Annotated in this window: 22 protein-coding genes and 1 tRNA gene; 14 read left to right on the top strand and 9 right to left on the bottom strand. The window is 28.3% G+C overall.

Going from position 1 to position 24,374, the window contains the following annotated elements; all coding sequences use genetic code 11:
* Position 1: 1 nt before the first annotated feature.
* Positions 2 to 2,032, top strand: a complete 2,031-nt coding sequence (ligA, locus tag ACIJYE_RS05325; RefSeq protein ID WP_435089787.1) for an NAD-dependent DNA ligase LigA — start codon at positions 2 to 4, stop codon at positions 2,030 to 2,032.
* Here the strand turns inward: ligA and ACIJYE_RS05320 are convergent.
* Both ACIJYE_RS05320 and ACIJYE_RS05315 read right to left on the bottom strand, forming a co-directional pair.
* Positions 2,015 to 3,709, bottom strand: a complete 1,695-nt coding sequence (locus tag ACIJYE_RS05320; RefSeq protein ID WP_435089786.1) for a M24 family metallopeptidase — start codon at positions 3,707 to 3,709, stop codon at positions 2,015 to 2,017. The genes ligA and ACIJYE_RS05320 overlap by 18 nt on opposite strands.
* Complete coding sequence (locus ACIJYE_RS05315) at positions 3,706 to 5,742, bottom strand: ATP-dependent helicase (RefSeq protein WP_435089784.1); 2,037 nt, start codon at positions 5,740 to 5,742, stop codon at positions 3,706 to 3,708. Before ACIJYE_RS05315 ends, ACIJYE_RS05320 begins: the two co-directional genes overlap by 4 nt.
* Before the next feature lie 34 nt (positions 5,743 to 5,776).
* On the opposite strand from ACIJYE_RS05315, the gene ACIJYE_RS05310 reads away from it, so the two are divergent.
* Positions 5,777 to 7,267, top strand: a complete 1,491-nt coding sequence (locus ACIJYE_RS05310) for a hypothetical protein (protein ID WP_435089782.1) — start codon at positions 5,777 to 5,779, stop codon at positions 7,265 to 7,267.
* On the opposite strand, the gene fumC is transcribed toward ACIJYE_RS05310, so the two are convergent.
* The gene (gene fumC, locus ACIJYE_RS05305; protein WP_435089780.1) at positions 7,255 to 8,643 is read right to left on the bottom strand and encodes a class II fumarate hydratase; all 1,389 of its coding nucleotides are present in this window, start codon (positions 8,641 to 8,643) and stop codon (positions 7,255 to 7,257) included. The two genes, ACIJYE_RS05310 and fumC, sit on opposite strands and share 13 nt — an antisense overlap.
* 67 nt (positions 8,644 to 8,710) lie before the next feature.
* Here fumC and ACIJYE_RS05300 point away from each other — a divergent pair, with 67 nt between their 5' ends.
* Positions 8,711 to 9,082 (top strand): phosphoribosyl-ATP diphosphatase, encoded by a 372-nt coding sequence (locus tag ACIJYE_RS05300; protein ID WP_435089779.1) that lies wholly within the window; start codon positions 8,711 to 8,713, stop codon positions 9,080 to 9,082.
* Here the strand turns inward: ACIJYE_RS05300 and nadC are convergent.
* Positions 9,079 to 9,912, bottom strand: a complete 834-nt coding sequence (gene nadC, locus ACIJYE_RS05295; RefSeq protein WP_435089778.1) for a carboxylating nicotinate-nucleotide diphosphorylase — start codon at positions 9,910 to 9,912, stop codon at positions 9,079 to 9,081. The two genes, ACIJYE_RS05300 and nadC, sit on opposite strands and share 4 nt — an antisense overlap.
* Positions 9,913 to 9,916: 4 nt before the next feature.
* Positions 9,917 to 10,906, bottom strand: a complete 990-nt coding sequence (gene nadA / locus ACIJYE_RS05290; RefSeq protein WP_435089777.1) for a quinolinate synthase NadA — start codon at positions 10,904 to 10,906, stop codon at positions 9,917 to 9,919.
* A 55-nt stretch (positions 10,907 to 10,961) separates the two neighbouring features.
* On the opposite strand from nadA, the gene ACIJYE_RS05285 reads away from it, so the two are divergent.
* A tRNA-Leu gene (locus tag ACIJYE_RS05285) sits at positions 10,962 to 11,047 on the top strand.
* Positions 11,048 to 11,108: 61 nt separating this feature from the next.
* Positions 11,109 to 12,497 (top strand): dienelactone hydrolase family protein, encoded by a 1,389-nt coding sequence (locus ACIJYE_RS05280; protein ID WP_435089776.1) that lies wholly within the window; start codon positions 11,109 to 11,111, stop codon positions 12,495 to 12,497.
* 4 nt (positions 12,498 to 12,501) lie between these two features.
* Here the strand turns inward: ACIJYE_RS05280 and ACIJYE_RS05275 are convergent, their stop codons facing one another.
* The gene (locus ACIJYE_RS05275) at positions 12,502 to 13,392 is read right to left on the bottom strand and encodes a YgfZ/GcvT domain-containing protein (protein ID WP_435089775.1); all 891 of its coding nucleotides are present in this window, start codon (positions 13,390 to 13,392) and stop codon (positions 12,502 to 12,504) included.
* Between the two features lie 43 nt (positions 13,393 to 13,435).
* Here ACIJYE_RS05275 and ACIJYE_RS05270 point away from each other — a divergent pair, with 43 nt between their 5' ends.
* Entirely contained in the window at positions 13,436 to 14,743 is a 1,308-nt protein-coding gene (locus tag ACIJYE_RS05270; RefSeq protein ID WP_435089774.1) for a dihydroorotase, read from the top strand.
* On the opposite strand, the gene ACIJYE_RS05265 is transcribed toward ACIJYE_RS05270, so the two are convergent.
* Together ACIJYE_RS05265 and ACIJYE_RS05260 are read right to left on the bottom strand one after the other, a co-directional pair.
* A complete protein-coding gene (locus ACIJYE_RS05265; protein ID WP_435089773.1) occupies positions 14,736 to 15,068 on the bottom strand; it encodes a DMT family transporter in 333 nt (110 codons plus the stop codon). The two genes, ACIJYE_RS05270 and ACIJYE_RS05265, sit on opposite strands and share 8 nt — an antisense overlap.
* Positions 15,061 to 16,962, bottom strand: a complete 1,902-nt coding sequence (locus tag ACIJYE_RS05260) for a propionyl-CoA synthetase (RefSeq protein WP_435089772.1) — start codon at positions 16,960 to 16,962, stop codon at positions 15,061 to 15,063. Before ACIJYE_RS05260 ends, ACIJYE_RS05265 begins: the two co-directional genes overlap by 8 nt.
* A 235-nt stretch (positions 16,963 to 17,197) precedes the next feature.
* Between ACIJYE_RS05260 and ACIJYE_RS05255 the strand changes: the two genes are divergently transcribed.
* The 6 genes from ACIJYE_RS05255 (at position 17,198) to ACIJYE_RS05230 (ending at position 21,569) form a co-directional block, all read left to right on the top strand.
* Positions 17,198 to 17,965 carry a bacteriorhodopsin-like gene (locus tag ACIJYE_RS05255; RefSeq protein WP_435089770.1) on the top strand — a complete coding sequence of 256 codons (768 nt, stop codon included), beginning with the start codon at positions 17,198 to 17,200 and terminating at the stop codon, positions 17,963 to 17,965.
* A gap of 78 nt (positions 17,966 to 18,043) precedes the next feature.
* Positions 18,044 to 19,048 (top strand): fatty acid desaturase, encoded by a 1,005-nt coding sequence (locus ACIJYE_RS05250; protein WP_435089769.1) that lies wholly within the window; start codon positions 18,044 to 18,046, stop codon positions 19,046 to 19,048.
* A gap of 61 nt (positions 19,049 to 19,109) precedes the next feature.
* Complete coding sequence (locus tag ACIJYE_RS05245; protein WP_435089768.1) at positions 19,110 to 19,430, top strand: 2Fe-2S iron-sulfur cluster-binding protein; 321 nt, start codon at positions 19,110 to 19,112, stop codon at positions 19,428 to 19,430.
* Complete coding sequence (locus tag ACIJYE_RS05240; protein ID WP_435089767.1) at positions 19,431 to 20,447, top strand: NAD(P)/FAD-dependent oxidoreductase; 1,017 nt, start codon at positions 19,431 to 19,433, stop codon at positions 20,445 to 20,447.
* On the top strand, positions 20,444 to 21,070 hold the full coding sequence (locus tag ACIJYE_RS05235; RefSeq protein ID WP_435089766.1) for a glutathione binding-like protein: 627 nt from the start codon (positions 20,444 to 20,446) through the stop codon (positions 21,068 to 21,070). Before ACIJYE_RS05240 ends, ACIJYE_RS05235 begins: the two co-directional genes overlap by 4 nt.
* 52 nt (positions 21,071 to 21,122) lie before the next feature.
* Complete coding sequence (locus ACIJYE_RS05230; protein WP_435089764.1) at positions 21,123 to 21,569, top strand: MOSC domain-containing protein; 447 nt, start codon at positions 21,123 to 21,125, stop codon at positions 21,567 to 21,569.
* Positions 21,570 to 21,575: 6 nt separating this feature from the next.
* Here ACIJYE_RS05230 and ACIJYE_RS05225 read toward each other — a convergent pair whose 3' ends face one another.
* The gene (locus ACIJYE_RS05225) at positions 21,576 to 22,097 is read right to left on the bottom strand and encodes a TraR/DksA family transcriptional regulator (RefSeq protein ID WP_435089763.1); all 522 of its coding nucleotides are present in this window, start codon (positions 22,095 to 22,097) and stop codon (positions 21,576 to 21,578) included.
* 87 nt (positions 22,098 to 22,184) lie between these two features.
* On the opposite strand from ACIJYE_RS05225, the gene ACIJYE_RS05220 reads away from it, so the two are divergent.
* Entirely contained in the window at positions 22,185 to 23,498 is a 1,314-nt protein-coding gene (locus tag ACIJYE_RS05220) for a glycosyltransferase family 39 protein (RefSeq protein ID WP_435089762.1), read from the top strand.
* A 2-nt stretch (positions 23,499 to 23,500) separates the two neighbouring features.
* Complete coding sequence (locus tag ACIJYE_RS05215) at positions 23,501 to 24,373, top strand: glycosyltransferase family 2 protein (RefSeq protein ID WP_435089761.1); 873 nt, start codon at positions 23,501 to 23,503, stop codon at positions 24,371 to 24,373.
* Position 24,374 lies beyond the last annotated feature (1 nt).

The raw sequence follows: 24,374 nt of genomic DNA, 5'->3' as shown, positions 1-24,374 counted from the left end.
GATGTTAAAAAAAAAAATTCAAATTGAATATAACAATAAGATAGAATTAATTGATAGATATAATAAATTTTATTATGATGAGGATGACCCTGAAGTTTCAGACAAAGAATATGATGAATTAAAAAATGAAATTCTTTTTTTAGAAAAAAAATTTGAATTTTTAAAATCTAAAAAATCACCTTCAAAAATTGTTGGTTATAAACCATCAAAAAATTTTCAAAAATATCCACATAAAGTTCCAATGCTTTCATTGGCGAATGCATTTAGTGAACAAGATCTTATTAACTTTGAAAAAAAAATTTTGAATTTTCTATCTGAAACAAAAAAATTTGAATTATCATACAGTGCGGAACCAAAAATAGATGGTATCTCAGCATCTTTGAGCTATAGAAATGGAGAGTTTGTTAAAGGATTATCAAGAGGAGATGGTAGGGAGGGTGAAGATATAACTTCAAACCTTGGAACAATTACAGATATTCCAAAAAAAATTTCAAAAAAAGATTTTCCAAAGGAAATTGACATAAGAGGCGAAGTTTTTATTCAAAATAGCGATTTTGAAAATCTTAAAGATAAATTTGCAAACCCAAGAAATGCAGCATCTGGTTCTCTTAGACAAAAGAATTCTGAGGATACTAGCAAAATACCATTAAAGTTTATCGCATATACTTTTGGATATGAAAAAAACTTGAACGTAAAAAATCAGTTTGATTTTTTAAGAAAATTAGACGATTGGGGATTTAAGATAAATCCATTTAATAGACTAATCACTGGGGTAAAAAACTTACTGTTAAATTACAACGATATAGAAAATAAAAGAGCTGAAATTGATTTTGATATTGATGGTATAGTTTATAAGGTTAATGATTTTCGGCTTCAAAAAAGATTAGGCAACGTGGCGAATGCTCCAAGGTGGGCTGTGGCTCATAAATTCTCATCAAATAAAGCTGTTTCGAAAATTTTGAATATAGATATCCAAATTGGAAGAACAGGAGCCTTAACACCAGTAGCAAAGATAAAGCCAATAAATATTGGAGGAGTTCAGGTATCAAATGCAACACTTCACAATGAAGATGAAATTCATAGAAAAGATGTGAGAATTGGTGACACCGTCACAGTAGAAAGAGCTGGTGATGTAATTCCCCATATATTATTTGTTGATCTAAAAAAAAGATCACAAAATACAAAAAAATTTATTTTTCCAAAAAAATGTCCATCATGTGGATCAAAAACCATCAAAGATTTTAACATTATAACAAAAAGAAATGATGCAGTTAGAAGATGTACGAGTGAGGGTTATGATTGTGAAAAAATTTCAATAGAAAAATTAAAGCATTTTGTGTCTAAGGAAGCTTTAAATATAGATGGATTTGGAAAAAAAATAGTAGAAAACTTTTACAAATTAAAATTTATTAAATTCCCTCAAGATATTTTTAAATTAGATTTCATAAAGATAGAGCAATTAGAAGGTTGGGGTAAACTATCTGTTGAAAATTTAAAATATGCAATAAATGAAAAGAAAAATATTTCTATTGAAAGATTAATTTATTCTTTGGGAATAAGACATATAGGATTAGAAAATGCAAAACTTATTTCAAAGTATTTTAAATCTTTTTCAAATTTTAAAGCTCTATCTAGTAATAAAAAATTTAGTGAATTATTAAATATTGATGGAATAGGTGAAACTCAAGTTAATTCAGTAAAGAATTTTTTTAATAATAAAATAAATTTAGATGTATTGAATCATCTTGAAAAAATTTTAGATATAAGAAATGCCACTGGAGAAAATAAAAATGGAAAATTAAAAGATAAAACATTCATGATAACTGGAAAGTTAAAAGGTATTAGTAGAGCTGAGGTTAAATCATTAATTGAAGAAAATGCTGGAACAACAGTAAGTAGTGTTTCAAAAAAACTTAATTATTTAATTATTGGAGATAAGCCAACAAAAAGAAAGATTGTAGCAGCTGAAAACTTAAAAATAATTACTTTAGATCAAAAACAATTTTTAAAATTATTAAATAAAACTAGCTAACCACTTTCTTTCACTTAGATTTAAATACTTAGATATTTTGCAGTAAACATCCATATGATATCTAAATAGATAGTCTTTTTCAGTAGAAGATAAAAGTTTATCGTTGATTAATTTTTTTTCAATTGGGGCAAGTGTTAAATTTTTAAAAAAAAGCTTTCTTTTTATTTTTTTAACATACACTAAATTTTCAATACGTATGCCAAAACTATCTTTTTTATAATAACCTGGTTCATTACTTAAAATCATTCCTTCTTTAATTTTAACTTTATTTATTTTTGATATTGATTGTGGTCCTTCATGGACATTGAGGAAGAAGCCAACACCATGACCAGTTCCATGTGCATAATCTAAGTTACTTTTCTTAAGAAATTGACGAGCTCTTTTGTCTATTTTACTTCCTATATTATCTATTTTAAGATTGGTATTTGCTACTGCAATATGACCCTTAAGAACTTTTGTAAAAATATCTTTGATAGTTGATTTAGGTTTTGAAAAACAAATTGTTCTTGTTACGTCAGTAGTTCCATATTTGTATTGGCCTCCAGAGTCACATAAAAATATATCTTTTTTTTTGATAATTTTGCAGTTTTCTTTTTTGGCCCTGTAATGAACTATTGCTCCATTTTTTCCAGAACCAGCAATAGTATCAAAACTTGGATATAAATAGCTCTTATTCATTTTTCTAAATTTTTCTAACTTATTCTGTGCCTGGACTTCATTAATTTTTTTTTTGTTAACATTCTTCATCCAGTAAATAAATTTTGTAAGAGCAACACCATCTATAATATGCGTATTAATCATATTTTTTATTTCAGTTTTATTTTTAATTGCTTTTAAATAATAAGTTGGATCTACTCTTTTAATAATCTTAAATTTAGATTTAATAAGATTTTCAAAATAAATTGAACATGATTTACCATCTACAATAAAATTTTTACCTTTTAACTGAAGGATTTTTTTGGAAAAATCTTTTATATTTATTAATTCATTTGATTTAATTATTTTTTCTTTAATTAGTTTTTTACTTTTTTTAACATTGCTTATTAAAAGTATTTTCTTATCTTTACTAATAATTAATCTACAATTTGGAATTGGACTATTCGGACTATCTCCACCTCTAATATTCAAAATCCATGCTACATTTTCAGGAGCACTTATAAATAAATAATCAGATCTATTTTTTTTAAGATATTTTGAAATTTTATTTATCTTGGAAGTATAGCTTTCACCAACAATATTTTTGTTTAGTGTAAAAAAAGGGAAATCATCTTTTATTTTTTGATTTTGAATTTCATCAATCAAATTATTAACAATGAATCTTATCTTACTGTTCTTTAAAAAAAACTTCTTTGTTTGATCGTAAGTAATCAATTTAGGATCAATACCTAGTGTTAAATTTTTAAACAATTTACAATCAATTATTTTTTCATAATCTATAATTTTAAAATTCTTTCCAGACTCAATTTGACTTTGAATTTTATATCTTCCATCAGTAAATAGATAATTTTCATTTTTTAAAATAACAGCTAGTCCAGCTGAACCACTAAAATTAGATATAGTTTTTAGTCTATTTATTTTTGAATATTCATTAAAATAATCATCATTTTTAGGAACAATATAACCATCAATTTTATATTCTTTAAATTTACTTTTTAAAACTTTAATTCTATTATTCATTTAATTCTTTTCTGATATCTTAGCCATCCAGGACTTCTATTATTCTCTTCTATTTCAAAATCTTGATTAAATTCAAAATCATCAACTTCATTTACCTCCTCCTCAAAAAAAGAATTTTTTTCCAAATATTTTTCAGGTAATTCCTCTATGAATCTTGATGCCATGCTGTCTATCCAATCGCCTTGATAAAATCTATTCATTGAGAATGATATAATAGCTTTTTTTTTGGCCCTAGTAATTCCTACATACGCTAATCTTCGCTCTTCCTCCAAACCATTATGTCCTTTTTCTTCAATTGATTTTTGATGTGGGAACAAACCCTCTTCCCAGCCTGGTAAAAATACTACATCAAATTCTAAGCCTTTTGATGCATGTATTGTCATCATGTTAATTTTTTCACCATCCCATTCCTGATCAATAGAAGTTGCAAGTGAGACGTGTTCTAAAAAACTGTCTAAATTATCAAATTCTTTCATCGCACTTAATAACTCTTTTATATTTTCTAATCTATTTTCATTGTCCACATCTTTTTTATTTTTTAACATTGCCGAATAACCTGATTCATCCAAAACTATTTGTAATAATTTGATATGATTAATCTTTTTTATTGTTAAGTCGTTTCGCCATTTATTTAATGCTTTAAGAAAAAAACTAAGACCTATTTTTGTTTTTGGTTTAATTAAATTTTGTTCCATCATTTTTATTGAAGAGAGTTCTAAACTTAAATTATTTTTTTTTCCAAACTCATGTATTGATCTTAGAGTAGTTTCACCAATTGATCTTTTAGGATTATTAACAATTCTCTCAAAAGCCAAGTCATCTTTTTCTTGATGAATTAATCTCATGTATGCAACACAATCTTTTATTTCAGCTCTTTCATAAAACTTTGTGCCTCCTAGAATTCTATAAGGCATACCAATCTTTAGAAATCTTTCTTCAAACTCCCTTGTTTGGAATATAGCTCGGACTAAAATCGCAATATTATTAAAGGAGAAGTTTTTTTTTAATTTTTTTTCAATTTCATCTGAAATTCCTATTGCTTCATCTTTTCCATTTTTAAAACAATTCAATTTAACCAAATCCCCATCTTCCATAGTGGTAGTTAAGGTTTTGCCTACTCTATTTTGATTGTTAGCTATTAGACTAGAAGCAACAGAAAGAATATTTTGTGAGGATCTATAATTTTGCTCAAGTCTAATTACTTTTGTATTTTTATAAACTTGATCAAATTCTAAAAAGTTTTTGATTTCTGCACCTCTCCAGCTATAGATAGATTGATCATCATCACCAACACAGCATAAATTTTTATTTTTTTCAGATAATAAGTTGAGCCATTTACTTTGAATAAAATTAGTATCTTGATATTCATCAACTAAAATGTATTTAAAATTATTTGAGTAAATTTTTCTTATATCAGGATAATTTTCTAAAATTTTCACAGTATGTAAAATTAAGTCTCCAAAATCACATGAGTTTAAATCTAATAATTTTTGTTGATAAATCTTATATAGAGGTAATATGGTTTTCTCATAAATATCTTTATTGTTTATTAAAACTTCAGAAGGGTAGTATCCTTTATTTTTCCATCTATCTATTATTGCAAGAATAAATCTAGGAGCTAGTTGTTTGATATCAATATTTTCTGCTTTACAAATATTTTTAATCAATCTTACTTGGTCATCAGTATCTATAATTGTAAAATTTGAGTTAAGATTTGCAGCAGAAGCATGTTTTCTTAATAGTTTTGCGCAAATAGAGTGAAACGTTCCTAACCAAGAAAGCCCTATTGCTGAAGATCCTAAAATTTTACTGACTCTATTTTGCATTTCTTTTGCAGCTTTATTTGTAAAAGTTACGGACAAAATTTGGTTGGGAAATGCCTTCTTTTCTTTGATAATATGTGCAATTCTTGACGTCAAAACTTTTGTTTTTCCAGATCCAGCACCTGCTACAATCAAAAGTGGACCATCCAAATGTAATACAGCCTCTTTTTGAGCTTTATTAAGGTTTTTGAGATAATCAGTATTTATCATTTAAAATAATTCTTTATAAGTTCTTATAATTTTTATGACTATACAAAAAAATTTTACTAAATCTTTAAAAAAAATTAATATATTGATAGATAATCTATTAAAAAAGAATTTAAACAATTTAAACTTTAATAATTTCTCTAATATAGTTCGAAGTAAAAATTTTTTTCTAACATTTGCCGTACTAATTATCTTATTTTTTTCATATCTATCAATACCAAATATTTATGACAAATTAGAAGTAAGGAATGAATTAAGAGATCAATTACAAAATAAGTTTAATTTAAAATTCAACTTTTCGCAAAATCTTGAGTATAATTTTTTCCCACAACCGCATTTTGTTATTAAAAACTCAATTATTTCAATAAACGAAAATGAAATTTCAAAAGTTAAAAAAATGATGATTTACGTTTCTTTAAAAAGTCTATTTTCTCTAGAGAAAGTTAAGGTAAATGATTTGATTTTAAAAAACGCCAATTTCAACATAAATAATCAAACTAATGATTTTTTTCTTAAGCTTTTAAGTAAAAATTTTAAGGATAGTAATTTTACAATTAAAGATAGTAATATTTTTTATAGAAATAATGATGGAGAAGTTTTGTTTATAAACAAAATTAATAAAATGAAATACTTTTATAATGTTAAAGAATTAAAAAACACTGTTATTTCAAAAAATGAAATATTTAATCTTCCTTATTCACTTGAGTCACATAATAATAGAATTGAAAAAAAAATATTTTCTAATTTAGATATAAGTTTTTTGGGATTTAAAATTGAAAATGAAATAGATTTTAGTAATGATATTGTTAAAGGAAAAGCAAAATTAAATATTAATAAAACAAAAAGTATTGCTCACTACAAGTTAGATAAAAACTCTTTTATTTTTGATATAACTAATAAACAAAATTATCAAAATTTTTCATATGTAGGTAAGATTAATTTAAATCCCTTTTATTCAAATTTACAGGGTGACGAAGAAATAATTGACTTAAGTTATTTATTTAATCCTAATGCTTTAATTGTACAATTAATTAAAACTGAAATACTCAATAATAAAAATCTAGATTTTAATTTAAAAATCTTATCTAATAAGATTAAAAATTACGAAAATTTTAAAGATATTTTTTTATATTTCAAGATTCGTGAAGGTTTGTTGGATTTTGATAATACAAAATTCTCTTGGAAAAATAATGCTAACTTTAAAATCTTAGATAGCTTGATGTTTGTAAAAGATAATGAATTAATTTTAGACGGAAAATTATATATTGCTATAAATGACTCTAGAGAAATTTATAAGTTTTTACTAACACCTAAAAATTATAGAAAAGAAATTAAAAAGATTGAGCTAAATTTTAATTATAATTTTGATCAAAAATTGTTGAGTTTAAATGATATTCAAATTAATAATGAGATTAGTCAAAACTTAAATAAAAAATTGATAGGACTAATGTTAAAAGATAATAAACTGCAAAATAAGGTTTACTTCAAAAGTATAATAAATAAAGCACTAAAATCTTATGCTGGGTAAATCATTTTCTTAGGATCAACTATTTTATTGTATTTTTTTTCACTTATTAATCCTGTTTTCAATGTTTCAAATTTTAACGTGGTGTTGTTTTTAAGTGCTGTTTTAGCAATTTTTGCAGCATTATCATAACCAATGTGTGGCGCTAAAGCTGTAACCAACATTAATGAATTGTCTAAATTCTCTTGTATCTTTTTCTTATTAGCTTTTATTCCATTAACACAATAAAGAGCAAAATTTTTTGTGCTATCAGCTATTAAATCTATTGATTGTAAAATATTATGTGCAATTAGTGGTTTGAAAACATTTAATTCAAAATGACCATGTGAACCAGCCATAGTTATTCCATTATGATTTCCAATAACTTTAACACAAACCATTGTAACAGCTTCACATTGTGTAGGATTAACTTTTCCAGGCATTATTGATGAGCCTGGTTCATTTTCAGGTAAAATCAATTCACCATATCCAGCCCTAGGTCCTGATCCTAAAAATCTAATGTCATTTGACACTTTCATCAAAGCAACAGCACAAGTATTTAAAGTTCCAGAAAAATTAACAATCGAGTCATGTGCTGCAAGTTCTGCAAATTTATTTGCAGCAGGTTTAAATTTAATTTTTGTAAATTTGGCAATTTCTTTTACAATCTTTTTATCAAAATTTTTCTTTGAATTTATTCCAGTACCTACAGCAGTACCACCTTGAGCAAGGTAAAAAATCTCTTTTAATGCATATTCTATTCTTTCAATACTTTTTTTAACTTGTACGTGGTATCCAGAGAATTCTTGTCCAAGAGAAAGTGGAGTTGCATCCTGAAGATGTGTTCTTCCAATTTTTACTATATTCTTAAATTCAATTGACTTTCTTTTTAATTCCTTTTCTAAAATTTTTAAATTAGGTAATAATTTACTTATTGTTTCTTTTGCTACAGAGATATGCATCGCAGTTGGAAAAACATCATTAGTAGATTGAGATTTATTTACATGATCATTTGGATGTACTGGTTTTTTTGTTCCTTTTTTTCCACCTAAGATTTCAATGGCTCGGTTAGCAATTACCTCATTTACGTTCATATTAGTTTGAGTTCCAGAACCTGTTTGCCAGACCTTTAAAGGAAAGTTTTCGTCTAATTTACCTTTTATAACTTCATCTGAAGCTTTAATAACTGCTTTAGATATTTTGTTGTTAATTAGTTTGTCTTTAGCATGCACTATTGCCGCTGATCTTTTGATAATTGCAATAGATTTAATAATAGAAATATTTACCAAAATTTTACCAATATTGAAAAATTTATTAGACCTTTGTGTGGATGCACCCCAATATTTGTCACCAGGGACATTAACACCTCCAATACTGTCAAATTCTTTTCTTAATTTCATTGATTAATTTGTTAGTAATAAATAATTATAAACATACAATAATTTTAAAAAAACTTACAGGAGCAAAATGTCGAATTTTAATAAAGTTGGAACTTTTATGAAAACTTTTGGCCAAGAAGTCAAAACCAAACCTTCATTTAGTAGTGATAAAATCAATAAATTAAGAATAGATCTGATTAAAGAGGAATTAGATGAGCTTCAAGAAGCAATGAAAAATAATGATTTATTAGAAGTAGCTGATGCGCTAACAGATATTTTGTATGTAACTTACGGAGCGGGCCATGCATTTGGTATTGACTTAGATAAATGTTTCAATGAGGTTCAAAATTCTAACATGAGTAAACTAGGTGAAAATGGGGAGCCTATTTATAATGAGTCTGGGAAAGTAATGAAGGGTCCTAAATATTTTAAACCTAATCTCTCTAAATTTGTGTCTTAGATCTCTAGCTTTAAATCAACAGCTGAAGCACTATGAGTGATGCTTCCAACAGAAATTCTATCAATTCCAGTTCTAGCAACAAATTTAACTGTTTTTAAATTGATATTTCCTGATGCTTCAGTTTCGTAATGTTTTTTAGCTATCTTAACTCCAGCTTTTAGATTCTTAATACTCATATTATCAAATAAAACAGTATTAAATTTTAGACCCATAATAGTTTTAAGTTGTTTCAAATTATCAACTTCAACAGTAATTTTTTTTCCTTTTTTATTCTTAATAGCTAAAGAAACTAAACTTTTAATATCTTTTGATGCAATATGATTATCTTTTATTAAAAACTCGTCACTAAGATTAAATCTATGATTAGTACCCCCGCCTAATTTAACAGCATATTTTTGAATAACTCTTATGTTTGGAATTGTTTTGCGAGTACAACAAATTTTACATTTTTTACCAGCCAATTTTACAAACTCATTTGTTTTAGTTGCAATGCCTGAGATATGAGACAAAAAATTTAGAGCAACTCTTTCAGCTATAAGAATATTTTTTGCTTTTCCTTCAATAGTTGCAATTAAAGATCCTTTCTTAATTATAGATCCATCCTTTTTTTTAATGATAAATTTTATTTTACTATCAACTAAATCAAAAGCTTGTTTTGCAAAAAGTAAACCACCAATAATAGCATCTTGATTTGATAGCAGCTTAACTTTGATAACTTTATTATTTTTGATTAAATTTGATGTAATGTCTCCTGAAGGATAGAGATCTTCATTCAATGCTCGTTTGACTGTATTACGAATAAAATCTTTGCTAAGTTTTATTTTTGACACTTAATTATCTGCCGATGGCAGCCATTTTTTCAACTGAAATTCTAGCTTTATCAATTGTTTCTTTGTCCATAATTATTTCACCTGTTTCATTTTCTAAGCAATCTAATATTTTAGGAAGTGTAATTTTTTTCATGTAAGGACACATGTTACAAGGTTTTATAAAATCAACATTTGGATTTTCTACCTGAATATTATCACTCATTGAACACTCAGTAACCATCATAACTTTTTTTGGTTGATTGTCTTGAACATATTTAATCATTCCAGAGGTTGAGCCTGCAAAATCACTAGCGTTGATAACTTCAGGTGGACATTCAGGGTGAGCAATAATTTTAATTCCTGGATTTTTTTCTCTAATATCATTTATTTCTTTTTCATTAAATTGATCATGGACAATACAAATGCCTTTCCAAGAAATAATTTCAACATCGGTTTGTGATGCAACATATTTTGCTAGATAATCATCAGGTAAAAATATTACTTTTTTCACTCCCAACGATTTTACAATTTTAACTGCGTTTGCTGAAGTGCAGCAAATATCTGTTTCGGCTTTGACTTCTGCAGATGTATTAACGTAAGAAACAACAGGAACTCCTGGATATTTTTCTTTTAATAATCTTACATCTTTACCAGTAATTGATGATGATAACGAACAGCCAGCCTCCATGTCAGGTAAGATAACTTTTTTATTTGGACTCATTAGTTTTGCAGTTTCTGCCATAAAATGAACCCCCGCCATTAAAATTATATCGGCAGAAGTTTTTGATGCTTCAATTGCTAAAGCTAAAGAGTCAGCAGAAAAGTCTGCAACACCATGATATATTTCTGGAGTTTGATAATTGTGAGCAAGTATCACAGCATTCTTTTCTTTTTTAAGCTTGTTAATTTTATGAATGTATGGAGCATGCACAGACCATTCAATTTCTGGCATTACCTTTGAAATTTTTTGGTAAATTGGATCTGTTGCTTTTTGTACTTCTTGAGTAAATTCCATGCTGTTTTTTACCAATTTGAAAGTTAGTTGTCATTCATTTATTATGAGACATATTGCGGTCGTGCTGAAATTGGTAGACAGGCACGGTTGAGGGCTGTGTGGACTTAGTCCATGAGAGTTCGAGTCTCTCCGACCGCACCAAATTGAAAATTTGATTAAATTTTTTGAATAAAACTCAAAAATGACTTAACTTTCATATAATATGAAAATTGTTTTTATAATAATATCTCTAATTTTTTCAATCTTTAGCAATTCTCAAGCAAATGAAAAACATTTTTTACCAAACGGTTTTTACAAATTTTTATGGACGTACAATCACAAAGGTAAATCCGAATATCTAATTGCTGATACAGTTAAATTTAATGAAGGTAAACTGGAACATTTATACATACCTTGCCATAAAGGAATTAAGGGAAATTATAGAAAAAATTTTAAATATAAATTATCAAAAAATGGAAAAAAATTTTCGGTCTCAGGCACAGTAAATCTTTGGGAAGATTTAAATAATGCAAAGATAAATATTAAATTTGATAAAGATAAAATTGAAAATTTTGATATTACAAAAAAATCAGTAAAATCCTCTTCTTCGTATGGTGACCATGAAAAAGAAGAGGTTCAACTTAAAATAATAAAAGTGGATAAATTCAAAGGCAATAAATTTATTTGTAATAGTGAGATTGTAAAATTTAATAGTTTTTCACCCAAAACCGCTAAAGAAATGCTTGGGGGTTTAAAGAAGTTAAAAAAACAAAAAGTTTATGGTGATTTATATATTCCACAAACAAATAAAAAAAAAATTCCTTTGATTATTACCTTACATCCATCCATGGGTTTTGTTCCCGAACATCATTTTGAATACTTTAATAATCTAGGTATAGCTATTCTTGATATTCAAACATTCAAATCCAGAGGAATTGAAAAGCAGTGGCACTATGAGGTATCTGAAGAGGCCGCAACTATAGATGCTTATGCTGCACTTGATAAGATATCTAAGGACTCAAGAATTGATAAAAACAAAATTTCAGTAATGGGATTTAGTTATGGCGCAATGGCAGTAATAAATACTCATCAAAGTTTTTTCATAGATATTATTAAACCAAAAAATAGGTTTATGGCACACATTGCTTATTATCCATTATGTTATTTGCATAAAAACATTAGGACAACCAAAGCTCCTCTTTATATTTTAATTGGTGAAAAAGATAGATTAACGCCTTATGAGTTTTGTGAGGACTATGTAAAAAAAATTAAAGAAAATAGTGGAAGCGCTGTGCTCAAAGTTTTTTCAGAAGCTACTCATCGATTTGATTGGAAAGAATTGAAAAGCCCAATAACAATGAAATCTTTTAGTGAGCATAAAAAAGAATTTGTATTAAGTAAGCTAGATTCATCATATCCAAGGTATGATATTGGGGAGGGTGTTTTTGATACAACCGAACCTAATGGATGGTCATATTTTTCTTTGAAAGATGAAAATTATAGAAAAAATTATTACTCAGAATGTTGTGATATTAAAAGTACTATAAAATATAACGATAAGGCTGCAACAGAGTCACTAAATATTATAAAAAATATTTTTGGAGTGAAATAATTATTTAAGATTTTATCCAGGCCGGTTTTTCAATTTTAATTGTAGCGTCTTTTGTATTAAAAATAGTTTTTTCATTAAAATTTTCATCCAAGTATTTAATTAAAGCAAAAGGATATTGTTTATCTATTAATACTTTGCCAATTTCATTATCATTATAATAAATACTTTCACCTTCAGTTAACTCACCTTTAACAATATTTATTGGTAATAATCTTTTTGAAAGCTTATTTTTTAATTTAATTCTAGCTGTATTTTCTTGCCCAACATAGCAACCTTTTTTAAAATCAATTCCATTTAATTCTTCATAATTACACTCAATTCCAAATAATTTATTTTGTAATTTGTTTAAATCCTTTGGAACTATTCCAAGTTTATGACTAAATAAGTGATATTCATTCATATTTGCATCATGCAAGCCCAATTTCTTTAGAGATAAATAAAGTTTTTCTAAATTAATAATTAATCTTGCTCCTAATTGTTTATTTCTTGGATCTAAAAAAATAGGATCTTCTCTATATTTTAAAGTAAACCCAGAAATATCTTGTGCTTCTTCAAATGTTAGGAATTTTTCATGAGAAAAAGCAGCAACCACAAATTCATTACTAAGATTTAGAATTTCAACTTTTGATCTTAGTTTATAAATACTTAATTGCTTATATAATCCATCTACTTGAGATTTTTCACAATCAATTATGTAACCAGACTTATGTTTAACTATTATAAACTCATATAAGAATTTACCTTGGGGAGACAACAAAGAAGAAAAGCAGCTATTATTTTGATTTACTTTATTGATGTTATTGCTAATTAAATTTTGAAGAAACTCTTTTGTATCTTCACCATTTAAGTAAAGAATAGCTCTGTCATCCAAAATATATACATTTTTAATATTCATATTTGATTGATTGATGATTTTAATATAATTACTTTTTTCATAAATGTTAGATCTAATAATTAAAAACGGAAAATGTTATATCGATGGTGAATTGAAAGATGTAGATGTTGCTGTTAAAGACGGTAAAATTCATCAAATTGGTCAAATTTCAGATGACGCCAAGGAAACAGTTAATGCTCAAGGTCAAACTGTTTTGCCAGGATGTATAGATACTCAAACGCATTTTAGAGAACCAGGATCAACGGACACAGAAGATTTGCATTCTGGAAGTAGAGCTGCAATTGCTGGAGGAATCACAAGTGTATTTGAAATGCCTAATACTAATCCACCAACCTCAAATAAAATAGAATTTCAAAGAAAATTAGATCTCGCAAAAAATAGAATGTATTGCAATTATGCATTTTATTTTGGTGCAACAGCAGATAATGCAAATGATTTAGCAAGTTTAAAAGATTTAGAGGGTTGTTGTGGGATTAAGCTTTTTGCAGGGTCTTCAACTGGCAATCTCTTAGTTGCAGATGAAGATGATATTGATAAGGTTTTTCAGAATAGTTCAAAAGTTGTAGCAGTTCACTCTGAAGACGAGGCAATTTTAAATGTTAATAAAAAATTAATTAAAGATGGAGATGTTCATTCACATCCAGTTTGGAGAAGTGCTGAATGTGCAATATCCTCAACAAGACGAATTGTTAGAATTGCCGAAAGACATAAGAAAAAAGCACATATCCTTCATATAACAACAAAAGAAGAAATTGACTTTTTATCACAACACAAAGGCAATATTACTTTTGAAATAACTCCTCAGCATTTAACAATTTATGCACCAGATTGTTATGACAAACTTGGTACTTACGCTCAAATGAATCCACCCTTAAGAGATAAATCTCATTATGATAGATTGTGGTATGGAGTGAAAAATAATATGAATGATACTATAGGTTCTGATCATGCTCCACATTTAAGAGAAAATAAAAAAAAGAGTTATCCAAACTCACCATCTGGAATGCCTGGAGTTCAAACCTTAATGCCAGTAATGTTAAATCATGTAAATGATGGAAAGCTTTCTCTTAATCAACTAATGAATTTGGTATGTGAAAACCCAGTTAAGATTTTTGGAATTCAAAACAAAGGATTTATTAAAGAAGGATATGATGCTGATTTTACAATTGTCGATATGAATAAAACAATTGAAATAAAAAATGAAAATATTGAAAGTAAGTGTGGTTGGACTCCGTTTGATGGATATAAATTTAAAGGAACTCCAACTTCAACTATCATTGCTGGAAAAATTAAGATGCAAGATGGTAAGATACTAGGTGACCCTGATGGAACACCTTTGAAATTTAGCTAAGCTTTACTGTAAAACTATTTACCAGAATTACTCCGATAACAATTAAGAATAATCCTACGATTGCTTGCCAAGCTAAAGTTTGTTTGAAAAATATATAACCAAGAATTGCAATTGTAAAAATTCCAAGACCACTCCATGTTGCATAAACCACAGCTATTGGAAGTTTATTGACTACAAATGTTAAAAAGTAAAATGCACATAGATAAAAAACAGATAAAGCAACTGTTGGAATAAGTTTTGTAAAATTTTGAGACACTGGTAACAACATTGTTCCCGCAACTTCACAAAATATTGCTCCAATAAGAAATAAATAAGTTTTAACCATTATTTAAGATCTTATGATTAATTAAATCTTCTTTTATTTCATCTAGAATAGCTGGATCGTCAATTGTTGGAGGTATCTTGAATTCAACACTATCTGCTATTTTTCTAATAGTTCCTCTTAAAATTTTCCCCGATCTTGTTTTTGGCAATCTTTTAATAACAATTACTGTTTTAAATGCTGCAACAGGTCCAATTTTATCTCTAACCATCTGAATACATTCTTTAGATATAGTTTCATTATCTTTATCTACACCAGATTTTAAAACGACTAATCCAATAGGTAACTGACCTTTTAACTTATCAGCGATACCAAGCACAGCACACTCAGCAACAGATTGATGTTCTGATAATACTTCTTCAATTGCACCAGTAGATAATCTGTGACCTGCAACGTTAATAATGTCATCTGTCCTAGACATAATCCAAATGTAACCATCATCATCAATGTGGCCAGCATCATAAGTTTGGTAATAACCCTCATAATTTGACATATAATTTTCTTTGTATCTCTTATCTGCATTCCACAATGTTGGAAAAGTTCCTGGAGGAAGTGGAAGTTTCACCACGATATCACCCATCTCATTAGGTTTTGCTAAAGTTTGATCTGATTTAATAATTTTTACATCATAACCTGGAACAGCTTTGCAAGCTGAACCGTATTTAGTCTCCATCATTTCAATACCAGTACAATTTGAACTAATTGCCCAACTAGTTTCAGTTTGCCACCAATGATCAATAACAGGAACTTTAAGCAAATTTTCTGCCCATTTAATCGTATCTGGATCTGCTCTTTCTCCTGCGAGGAATAAGCTCTCAAAACTACTTAAATCATATTTAGAAAAAAACTTACCTTCCGGATCTTCTTTTTTAATAGCTCTAAATGCTGTTGGAGCTGTAAAAAGAGATTTAACTTTATAGTCAGATATAATTTTCCAAAAAGCTCCAGCATCAGGAGTTCCAACTGGCTTTCCTTCAAATAATACTGTAGTGCAACCTTTGAATAATGGAGCGTAAACAATATAAGAGTGTCCAACAATCCAACCAATATCACTAGCGGACCACCAAATATCATCAGCATCAATATTGTAAATATTTTTCATAGTCCATTTTAAAGCAACTATGTGTCCACCAATATCTCTTACTATTCCTTTTGGAGTTCCGGTTGTACCAGATGTGTATAAAATGTAGGCAAACTCATTTGAATTCATTTCAACACAGTCAGCATCAGATGCGTTTGATGTAGCTTCTTCCCAGCTAATTTCCATTGGAGCATTTAATTTTACTTCATGCCCAGGTCTTTGAAATAAAATCATTTTACTAATTTTATGGTTAGCTTGTTTGATTGCTTCATCTACAAGAGGTTTATATTCAACTGTTCTTCCAGGTTCGAAACCACAAGACGCGGTGACTACTAATTTTGCTTTACTATCATCTATTCTGCTTGCAAGTTCATTTGATGCAAAGCCACCAAAGACAACAGAATGAATTGCACCAATTCTTGCACAAGCTAACATAGTGATTACAGCCTCTGGAATCATTGGCATGTAAACAATTACTCGATCACCTTTAGAAACTCCTTGTGCAGCTAATGCTCCTGCAAATTTTGAAACTTTCGCTCTTAGTTCTTCGTATGTGAATTGACTTTTGTTACCTGTAATTGGGCTATCATAGATAAGAGCAGTTTTTTTACCTCTACCTTGATCGATATGGATGTCTAAAGCGTTGTAACAAGTATTGGTTACACCATCCTCGAACCATTTATAGAATGGAGGATTAGATTTATTCAAAATTTTAGTTGGTTTTTTAAACCAAAAGATATCATTGGATGCTTCTTGCCAAAATTTTTCTGGATTTTTTATAGATTGATCATAAATTTTTTGAAATTTATCTGACATAGTTTTTGATTCGGTTTTCTATTTTTTGTTGGTTTTTAAATCACAAATTGTATTTAATTTTAAAAAATAAGTAAAATCAACGTAAATTAATAAAAATTAGCTCTTCTGCTTCGTTTTTAGATCTTTATTAATCTAAAATTATTTGCTAATTAGACCAAAATCTTTGTTCGAGGTTTCTCGAGCTTAGTTTGTATAAACTAAATTAATAAAAATTAACTAAAGAGGGAGTTTTTTTATGAAAAAACTTAAATTGTTTGCTCTTACAGCTGTTGCCCTAATGGGTGTTACAGGTGTAGCAAACGCAGAGACTGCCATGTTAGCTCAAGATGATTTCGTAGGTATTTCATTTTGGTTAGTATCAATGGCTTGTTTAGCTGCTACTGTATTCTTTTTCTTAGAAAGAAGTTCAGTTCCAGCTGGTTGGAGAGTTTCAATGACGGTTGCTGGTCTAGTAACTGGTATTGCATTCGTACACTACATGTACATGAGAGATGTATGGGTAGCTACTGGTGATTCACCAACAGTTTACAGATATATTGACTGGTTAATTACAGTTCCATTACTAATGTTAGAATTCTATTTTGTTCTAGCTGCAGTAAACAAAGCAGATTCAGGAATTTTCTGGAGATTGATGCTTGGAACATTAGTAATGCTAATCGGTGGATACTTAGGAGAAGCTGGATACATCAACGCTACACTTGGTTTCATTATCGGTATGGCTGGTTGGGTATACATTCTTTATGAAGTATTCTCAGGTGAAGCAGGTAAAAAAGCTGCTAAGAGTGGTAACAAAGCACTTGTTACTGCTTTTGGTGCGATGAGAATGATCGTTACTGTAGGTTGGGCTATTTACCCATTAGGTTACATTTTTGGTTACCTAACAGGTGGAGTAGACGCTAACTCACTTAACGTGATTTACAACGCAGCTGACTTTTTGAACAAGATCGCTTTTGGTCTAATCATTTGGGCAGCAGCAATGCAACAACCTGGTAGAGCTAAGTAGTTTTACTTAAAATTTTAATTAAGGGCAGGTACAACTTTTGTACTTGCCCTTTTTTTTTGCCTGCAATAAATTTGATCCATGGATGCTAAACTTCTAAATAAATGGCATAAGTGCAAAGTTGATATTGAAGTTCTTAAAGAATTATCAAAAAAATCAGATCTTAAAGGTTTACAACATATTTCAATTTTTTTTGGTTTATTAGTTATAGCAGGTACATTTGCATATTTAACTTGGGGGACTTGGTGGTCAGTATTCTGGTTTTTAGTTTATGGAAATATTTATAGTTTTTCCAATCCTCTTTGGCATGAAACTGGACATAAGACAGCATTTAAGACAAATTTTTTAAATGAGTTTTTTTATTATCTCTCCTCATTTATGTCTAACTTTGAACCTATAAGATGGAGATATTCTCATTTTATTCATCACGCTAACACTTATTCAACTGAAAATCCATTTGATCATGAGATAGAATATGGAAATGATCTGAAGGAGACTCCAAAAAAATTAATTATTAATATAATTCCATTTTTAGATTTATTATTTTTTAAAAAACATATTTCATTTGAAATAATTCAGCATGCATTAGGAATTAAAACTAAGGTAATGTTGGATTGTATTCCAGAAAATGCACGCGTTAAAAGCATTATAATTTCAAGAATTTTTGTAATTATTTGGTCATTAATTATTGTTTGGTCAATACTAACGTCATCTTGGCTACCGATGCTTTATCTTTTATTGCCACAATTTTACGGAAAAACTTTACACAAACTTGTTGCATTCACTCAACATGCAGGCCTTGCAAGAAATGTGAAAGATCACAGATTTTCATCAAGAGAGATGTATCTAAATCCATTATTAAGCTTTTTATATTGGAAAATGGAGTATCATTTAACGCATCATATGTTTCCAACAGTCCCGTCATATAACTTAGATAAACTTCATCATCATATAAAAGAGCAACTACCAAAACCAAATAATGGACTGATAGACGCATACAGAGAAATAATTCCAGCATTGATTAAACAGAAAGAAGACAGGAGTTATTTTATAAAGAAAGATATACCTCAATTACAAAATGTCTAAAAATAGACTTAGTATGATTTTACTTACTTGTTCTATTTAAATAAAAACCTATATATAGCCCATGGCAAAAATTACATATAATACTCACGATAGTAAAACGCACACAATTGATGTTCAAAATGGATTAACAGTTATGGAGGGTGCAGTTCAAAATGATATTCCAGGGATCGATGCTGATTGTGGAGGTGGAATGGCGTGTGCAACATGTCATGTTTATGTAGACGATAACTGGGTGAATAAACTTACTCCTAAAGAAGACGGCGAAGAGGATATGTTGGATATGGCTTTTGAGCCAAAACAAAATAGTCGATTAAGTTGTCAGCTAATTGTTTCAGATGAATTAGATGGTCTAGTTGTAAACATTCCATCAAAACAAGGTTAAATGAATAAAACAGATGTATTGATAATTGGAGCAGGACCGACAGGTTTATTTTGTGCTCATCAGTTAGGGATAATAGGATTAAATTGTGAAATAGTTGATAATCTTGATAAAGCTGGTGGTCAATGTATTGAACTTTATCCAGATAAACCAATTTATGACATTCCAGCAGTACCCGAATGTACAGGTGAAGAATTAACCAATAATCTTTTACAGCAAATTAAACCATTCAATGTAAAATTTCATTTAAATGAGAGAGTAGAGGAACTTAAAAAAGTTGAAAATCGATGGCATGTTAAAACAAGTGGTAAACAAGAATTTGATGCAGCGAGTATAGTTATTGCGGGTGGTGTTGGATCGTTTGAGCCTAGAAAATTTCCTTTAAAAGAATGTGAAAAATTTGAGGGTAGTTCATTATTTTATTCCATTAAAGATAAGACAGTCTTTAAAGACAAAACAATTTCAATATTTGGTGGTGGAGACTCAGCTCTTGATTGGGCGATTGAACTTTCAAATACATCTAAAGTAAATTTAATTCATAGAAGAGACGGTTTTAGCGGAGCAGAGTCTAGTGTTCAAAAAGTTAAAGAGCTAAATGATCAAGGAAAACTAAATTTATACACAAAATATCAAATAGACTCAGTCTCTGGAGATAAAAATATTAATTCAGTTAAAATTAAACACGACGACGGAGAAGTAAAAGAATTAAAAACAGATTATGTACTTGGTTTTTTTGGATTAATTATGCAACTTGGTCCTATCTTAAATTGGGGATTAAACATTGATAAAAAAACAATTACAGTTAACACAGAAAATTTTGAAACAAATATAGATGGTATATTTGCAATTGGTGATATCTGCTCATACCCTGGAAAACTTAAATTAATTCTTTCAGGTTTTCATGAGGGTGCATTAGCTGCAAGAGGATGTTTTAAGTATGCAAAACCAGATGAAAAATTAAGATTTGAATTTACAACTACATCAAAAGCTGCACAAGAAAGACTAGGTATAAAAAAGTGATAGAGCTTTTTACTGCTGACACACCAAATGGTAAAAAAATTTCTATTATGCTTGAAGAGATTGGCTACGATTATAAAGTAACAAAAATAGATATAAGTAAAGAGGAACAATTTAAACCTGAGTTTGTAAAGATAAGCCCTTTTAGCAAAATTCCAGTAATTACTGATCATGATATTAATGAAAGCATTTTTGAGTCTGGGGCAATCCTTATGTATTTGGGGGAAAAAAGTGGAAAGTTTTACGAACAACAAGATAGATTAAAAATAAATCAATGGTTGATGGCACAAATGGGAACCATTGGGCCAATGATAGGACAGCATCATCAATTTCATCATTACAATCCTGGTAAAAGTGAATTTGGTGAAGAGAGATATTTTAAAATTGCAAAGAGAATATATCAGGAATTAGACAACAGATTAAAAAATTCAAAATTCCTAGCAGGAGAAAAATATACAATTGCTGATATTGCAACTTGGCCCTGGATTGCAAGACACCCAATACATGACATTGGTTTAAAGAATTATAAAAATTTATCTAGATGGTATCTTGAGATATCAAGCCGTGATGCTGTTATAAAAGGTTATGATCTTTTAAAAGATGGTTCAAAAATTCCAAGTCTTTAAATCCCATTGTTTACTTGTTTTCATTAAAGATTTAAATTAACCTAATTTAAATATGTCTGAAGTTTATAAATTAGGAATTTCAATTAAAAATAATCAACCAGTAAATGAAGTAAATTCAATTGATGTTTTGACTAATCAAGGTGTAGTTGGGGATAGACACTTTAAGGAATTTAACGACCCATATAATCAATTATCGTTAATAGAGTCAGAAAACATCGATTATTATAATATTAAATATGGATTAAATATTCCTTACTTAGATTTTAGAAGAAATGTAGTTACTAGAGGAATTCAATTGAACGACTTAGTAGGTAAAAAATTATTAGTTGGCAATGTAGAGTTAGAAGGTATTGATTTATGTCGTCCATGTAGGCATTTAACTGAAGTTCTTAAGCAAGATAATATTTTAAAAGAATTTTTAAGAAGAGGTGGTCTAAGATGCCAAGTGTTATCTTCTTCTAGCATTAAAATAGGTGATAAAATAAAAGTGATAGATTAATTTTGATTAATCATCAGCATGAACTTTTTCATTTTTTTCATGCTTTTCTTGTGCGGCAATTGTGTATTTTGCTACAGGTCTTGCAATTAATCTTTTTAATCCAATTGGCTCTGCAGTGTCTAAGCAGTAACCATAAATATCTTCTCTAATTCTAGCTAAAGCTTTATCTATTTCTGAGATTAGTTTAATTTGTCTGTTTATTGCTTTCATTTCTACATTTTTGTCAGTGTATGAACTTGCTTGGTCAACAACATCAGCAGAAATACTGTTATCGTCCATACTTCCAAAGTAAAGAGCTTCATTATTAGCTTTCACTAAATCTTTTTTCCATTCAGTTAATCTCATTCTAAAGAACACCTTATGTTTTTCACACATGTACTTTTCTGTATCTTTAGGTACGTAAGTTTTAGAAATTTTTATCGGAGCTTTAGCAGCAACCTTTGGCTTGCTTGTAGTTTTAGCTTTAGGTTTAGCAGCTTTAGTTTTAGGTTTTGAAACTTTTTTTTTAGTTTTAGTAGTCTTTGGCATTGTTTAAATTTGAATTTCCGGAGTATATTCAGCAAATTAGGGGTGTCAAGCAAGCTGAATTGTTATAAATATTTATAAATGACCATTATGAGCAAAAATATAAACAATATATTTTATATATTCATTACTGCGCATCTTATATTTTGGACTTTAGTTCCAAACTTAACTAACCAAAATTTGCCTTTAGATACAATTGAACATTTAGCTTGGGCCAGTAATTTAGAATGGGGTTTTAATAAACATCCACCAATGGTTGCTCTTGTTTTAGAAATCTTCTACCAAATATTTAAATCTCAAGATTGGGCTTATTATTTACTTAGTCAAATTTTTGTTATTATTTCTTTTTATTATGTGTTTAAATTATCTAAAGAAATTTTTAATAATAATCTTTTAGGCCTAGTTTCGGTTTTACTTATTGAGTCTATTTACTTCTATAATTTTACAACACCTGAATTTAATGTAAATGTTTGTCAATTACCATTTTGGTCATGTACTGTTTATTTTTCATGGAAAATTTACAATAGTAAAGAGGTAAAATTTTTTGATTGTTTTTTAGTTGGATTGTTTGCGGCATTTGGGTTCTTATCTAAATATCTATTTATATATCTTTTAGCTTCAATCGATCTTTTATTTATTTATTTAATTTTTATAAAAAAAGATAGAAAGTTCGATTTTAAATATTTTATAACCCTTGAAGTATTTATAATTATTTTAGTACCTCATTTAATTTGGCTTAACAATAATGACTTCATCACAATAACTTATGGACTTGCAAGAACTGGTTTGGAGCAATCTAGTTTAATTGATCATATTAAATTTCCATTAATTTTCCTATTAAAACAAATTGGAATTTTAACTCCATTCTTTTTATTAATTTTTCTGTTAGCTAAAAAGATTAAACTAAAGATTAATTTAAAAGATAAAAAACTCTTGTTCCTTTTAGCCATAAATATCTTACCGATTATTTTAATGTTTTTAACTTCAGTAATTACTGGTTCAAAAATTAGAACTATGTGGATGACACCTTTTTATTTATTTTTTGGCATTCTTTTCGTTTATTTATTTCAAGCTCAAATAAATGTTAAAAAATTAAAACCATTTGCCCTTGGATTTATCTTTTTGTTCTTTTTATCTCCTATTCTTTATGCATATGTTTCGATATCTAAAGAGGATAAGAGAACCGATTATCCTGGTAAAGAAATTGCCATTAAAATTCAATATGCTTGGGATCAACAATTTGATACTGAAATTAATGTTGTCTATGGTAACGAATGGAGCGCTGGAAATTTATCTTATCATTTAAAATCAAGACCAGTTTGGGAAGAGATTATTATGCGAGAAAAACTCGATCAATTGAAAGACTACATGTGTCTTGATAATGTCTGTGTTGGCTCAAAATAAGTATGAAAAAATACATAATTCTAATCCCAATTTATAATGACAGAGAGAGTTTAACTAAGTTAATTGAAAATATTAACTCTGAAGTTAAAAGTCTTAATTCAGAGATATCAGTTATTATAATTAACGATGCATCTTCTCAACAGATAATTGACAAGTATCAAAATACTGAAAATATTAATTCAATTGAAATTATTAATATGAAAGAAAATAGAGGCCATGCAAGATGTATTGCTTCTGGACTTAAATATATTTTTGAAAAAAAAGAATTTGATTACGTAATACCTATGGATGGAGATGGTGAAGACAGACCTGAAGAAATAAAAAATTTTATACAACTTGCAGAACAAACAGAAGACAAAAGTATAATTGGTGAAAGAGTAAAAAGATCTGAGAGCTTAATATTTAAAGTTTGTTATCAGGCTCACAAAATTTTAACTTTTGCCTTTACTAATCAATCTATTAAATTTGGTAATTATACTTGTCTGTCAAAATCAACGGTTGAAAAATTACTTAATGAAAAAGCAACTTGGAATAGTTTTTCAGGTTCATTAAAAAAAGTAGAAAAAGACCTACTATCAATACCTTCAATAAGAGGTGCTAGATATTTTGGACCATCAAAGATGAGTTTTTTTAATTTATTAAAGCACTCTTTGTCAATCATTAGTGTTTTTAGAAAAACAGTCTTAATTCGTTCAGCTTTATTTATAGTTTTTTACATTCTATTAATTAAAAGTAACGCATCAATAATTACCTCACTGCCTCTAGTTTTATTATTGGTAATGATTTATTCAATTTCTAATTTAGCCTTAAGAGAAAATTTAGAAGATTTTAATAAATCCTTGGAAAATATTCATAATATTGATAAAATTAAATAAC

The organism is Candidatus Pelagibacter bacterium nBUS_30 (assembly GCF_051201245.1).
Lineage (GTDB): Bacteria > Pseudomonadota > Alphaproteobacteria > Pelagibacterales > Pelagibacteraceae > Pelagibacter.
This window is presented reverse-complemented; position numbering and strand designations above follow the sequence as displayed.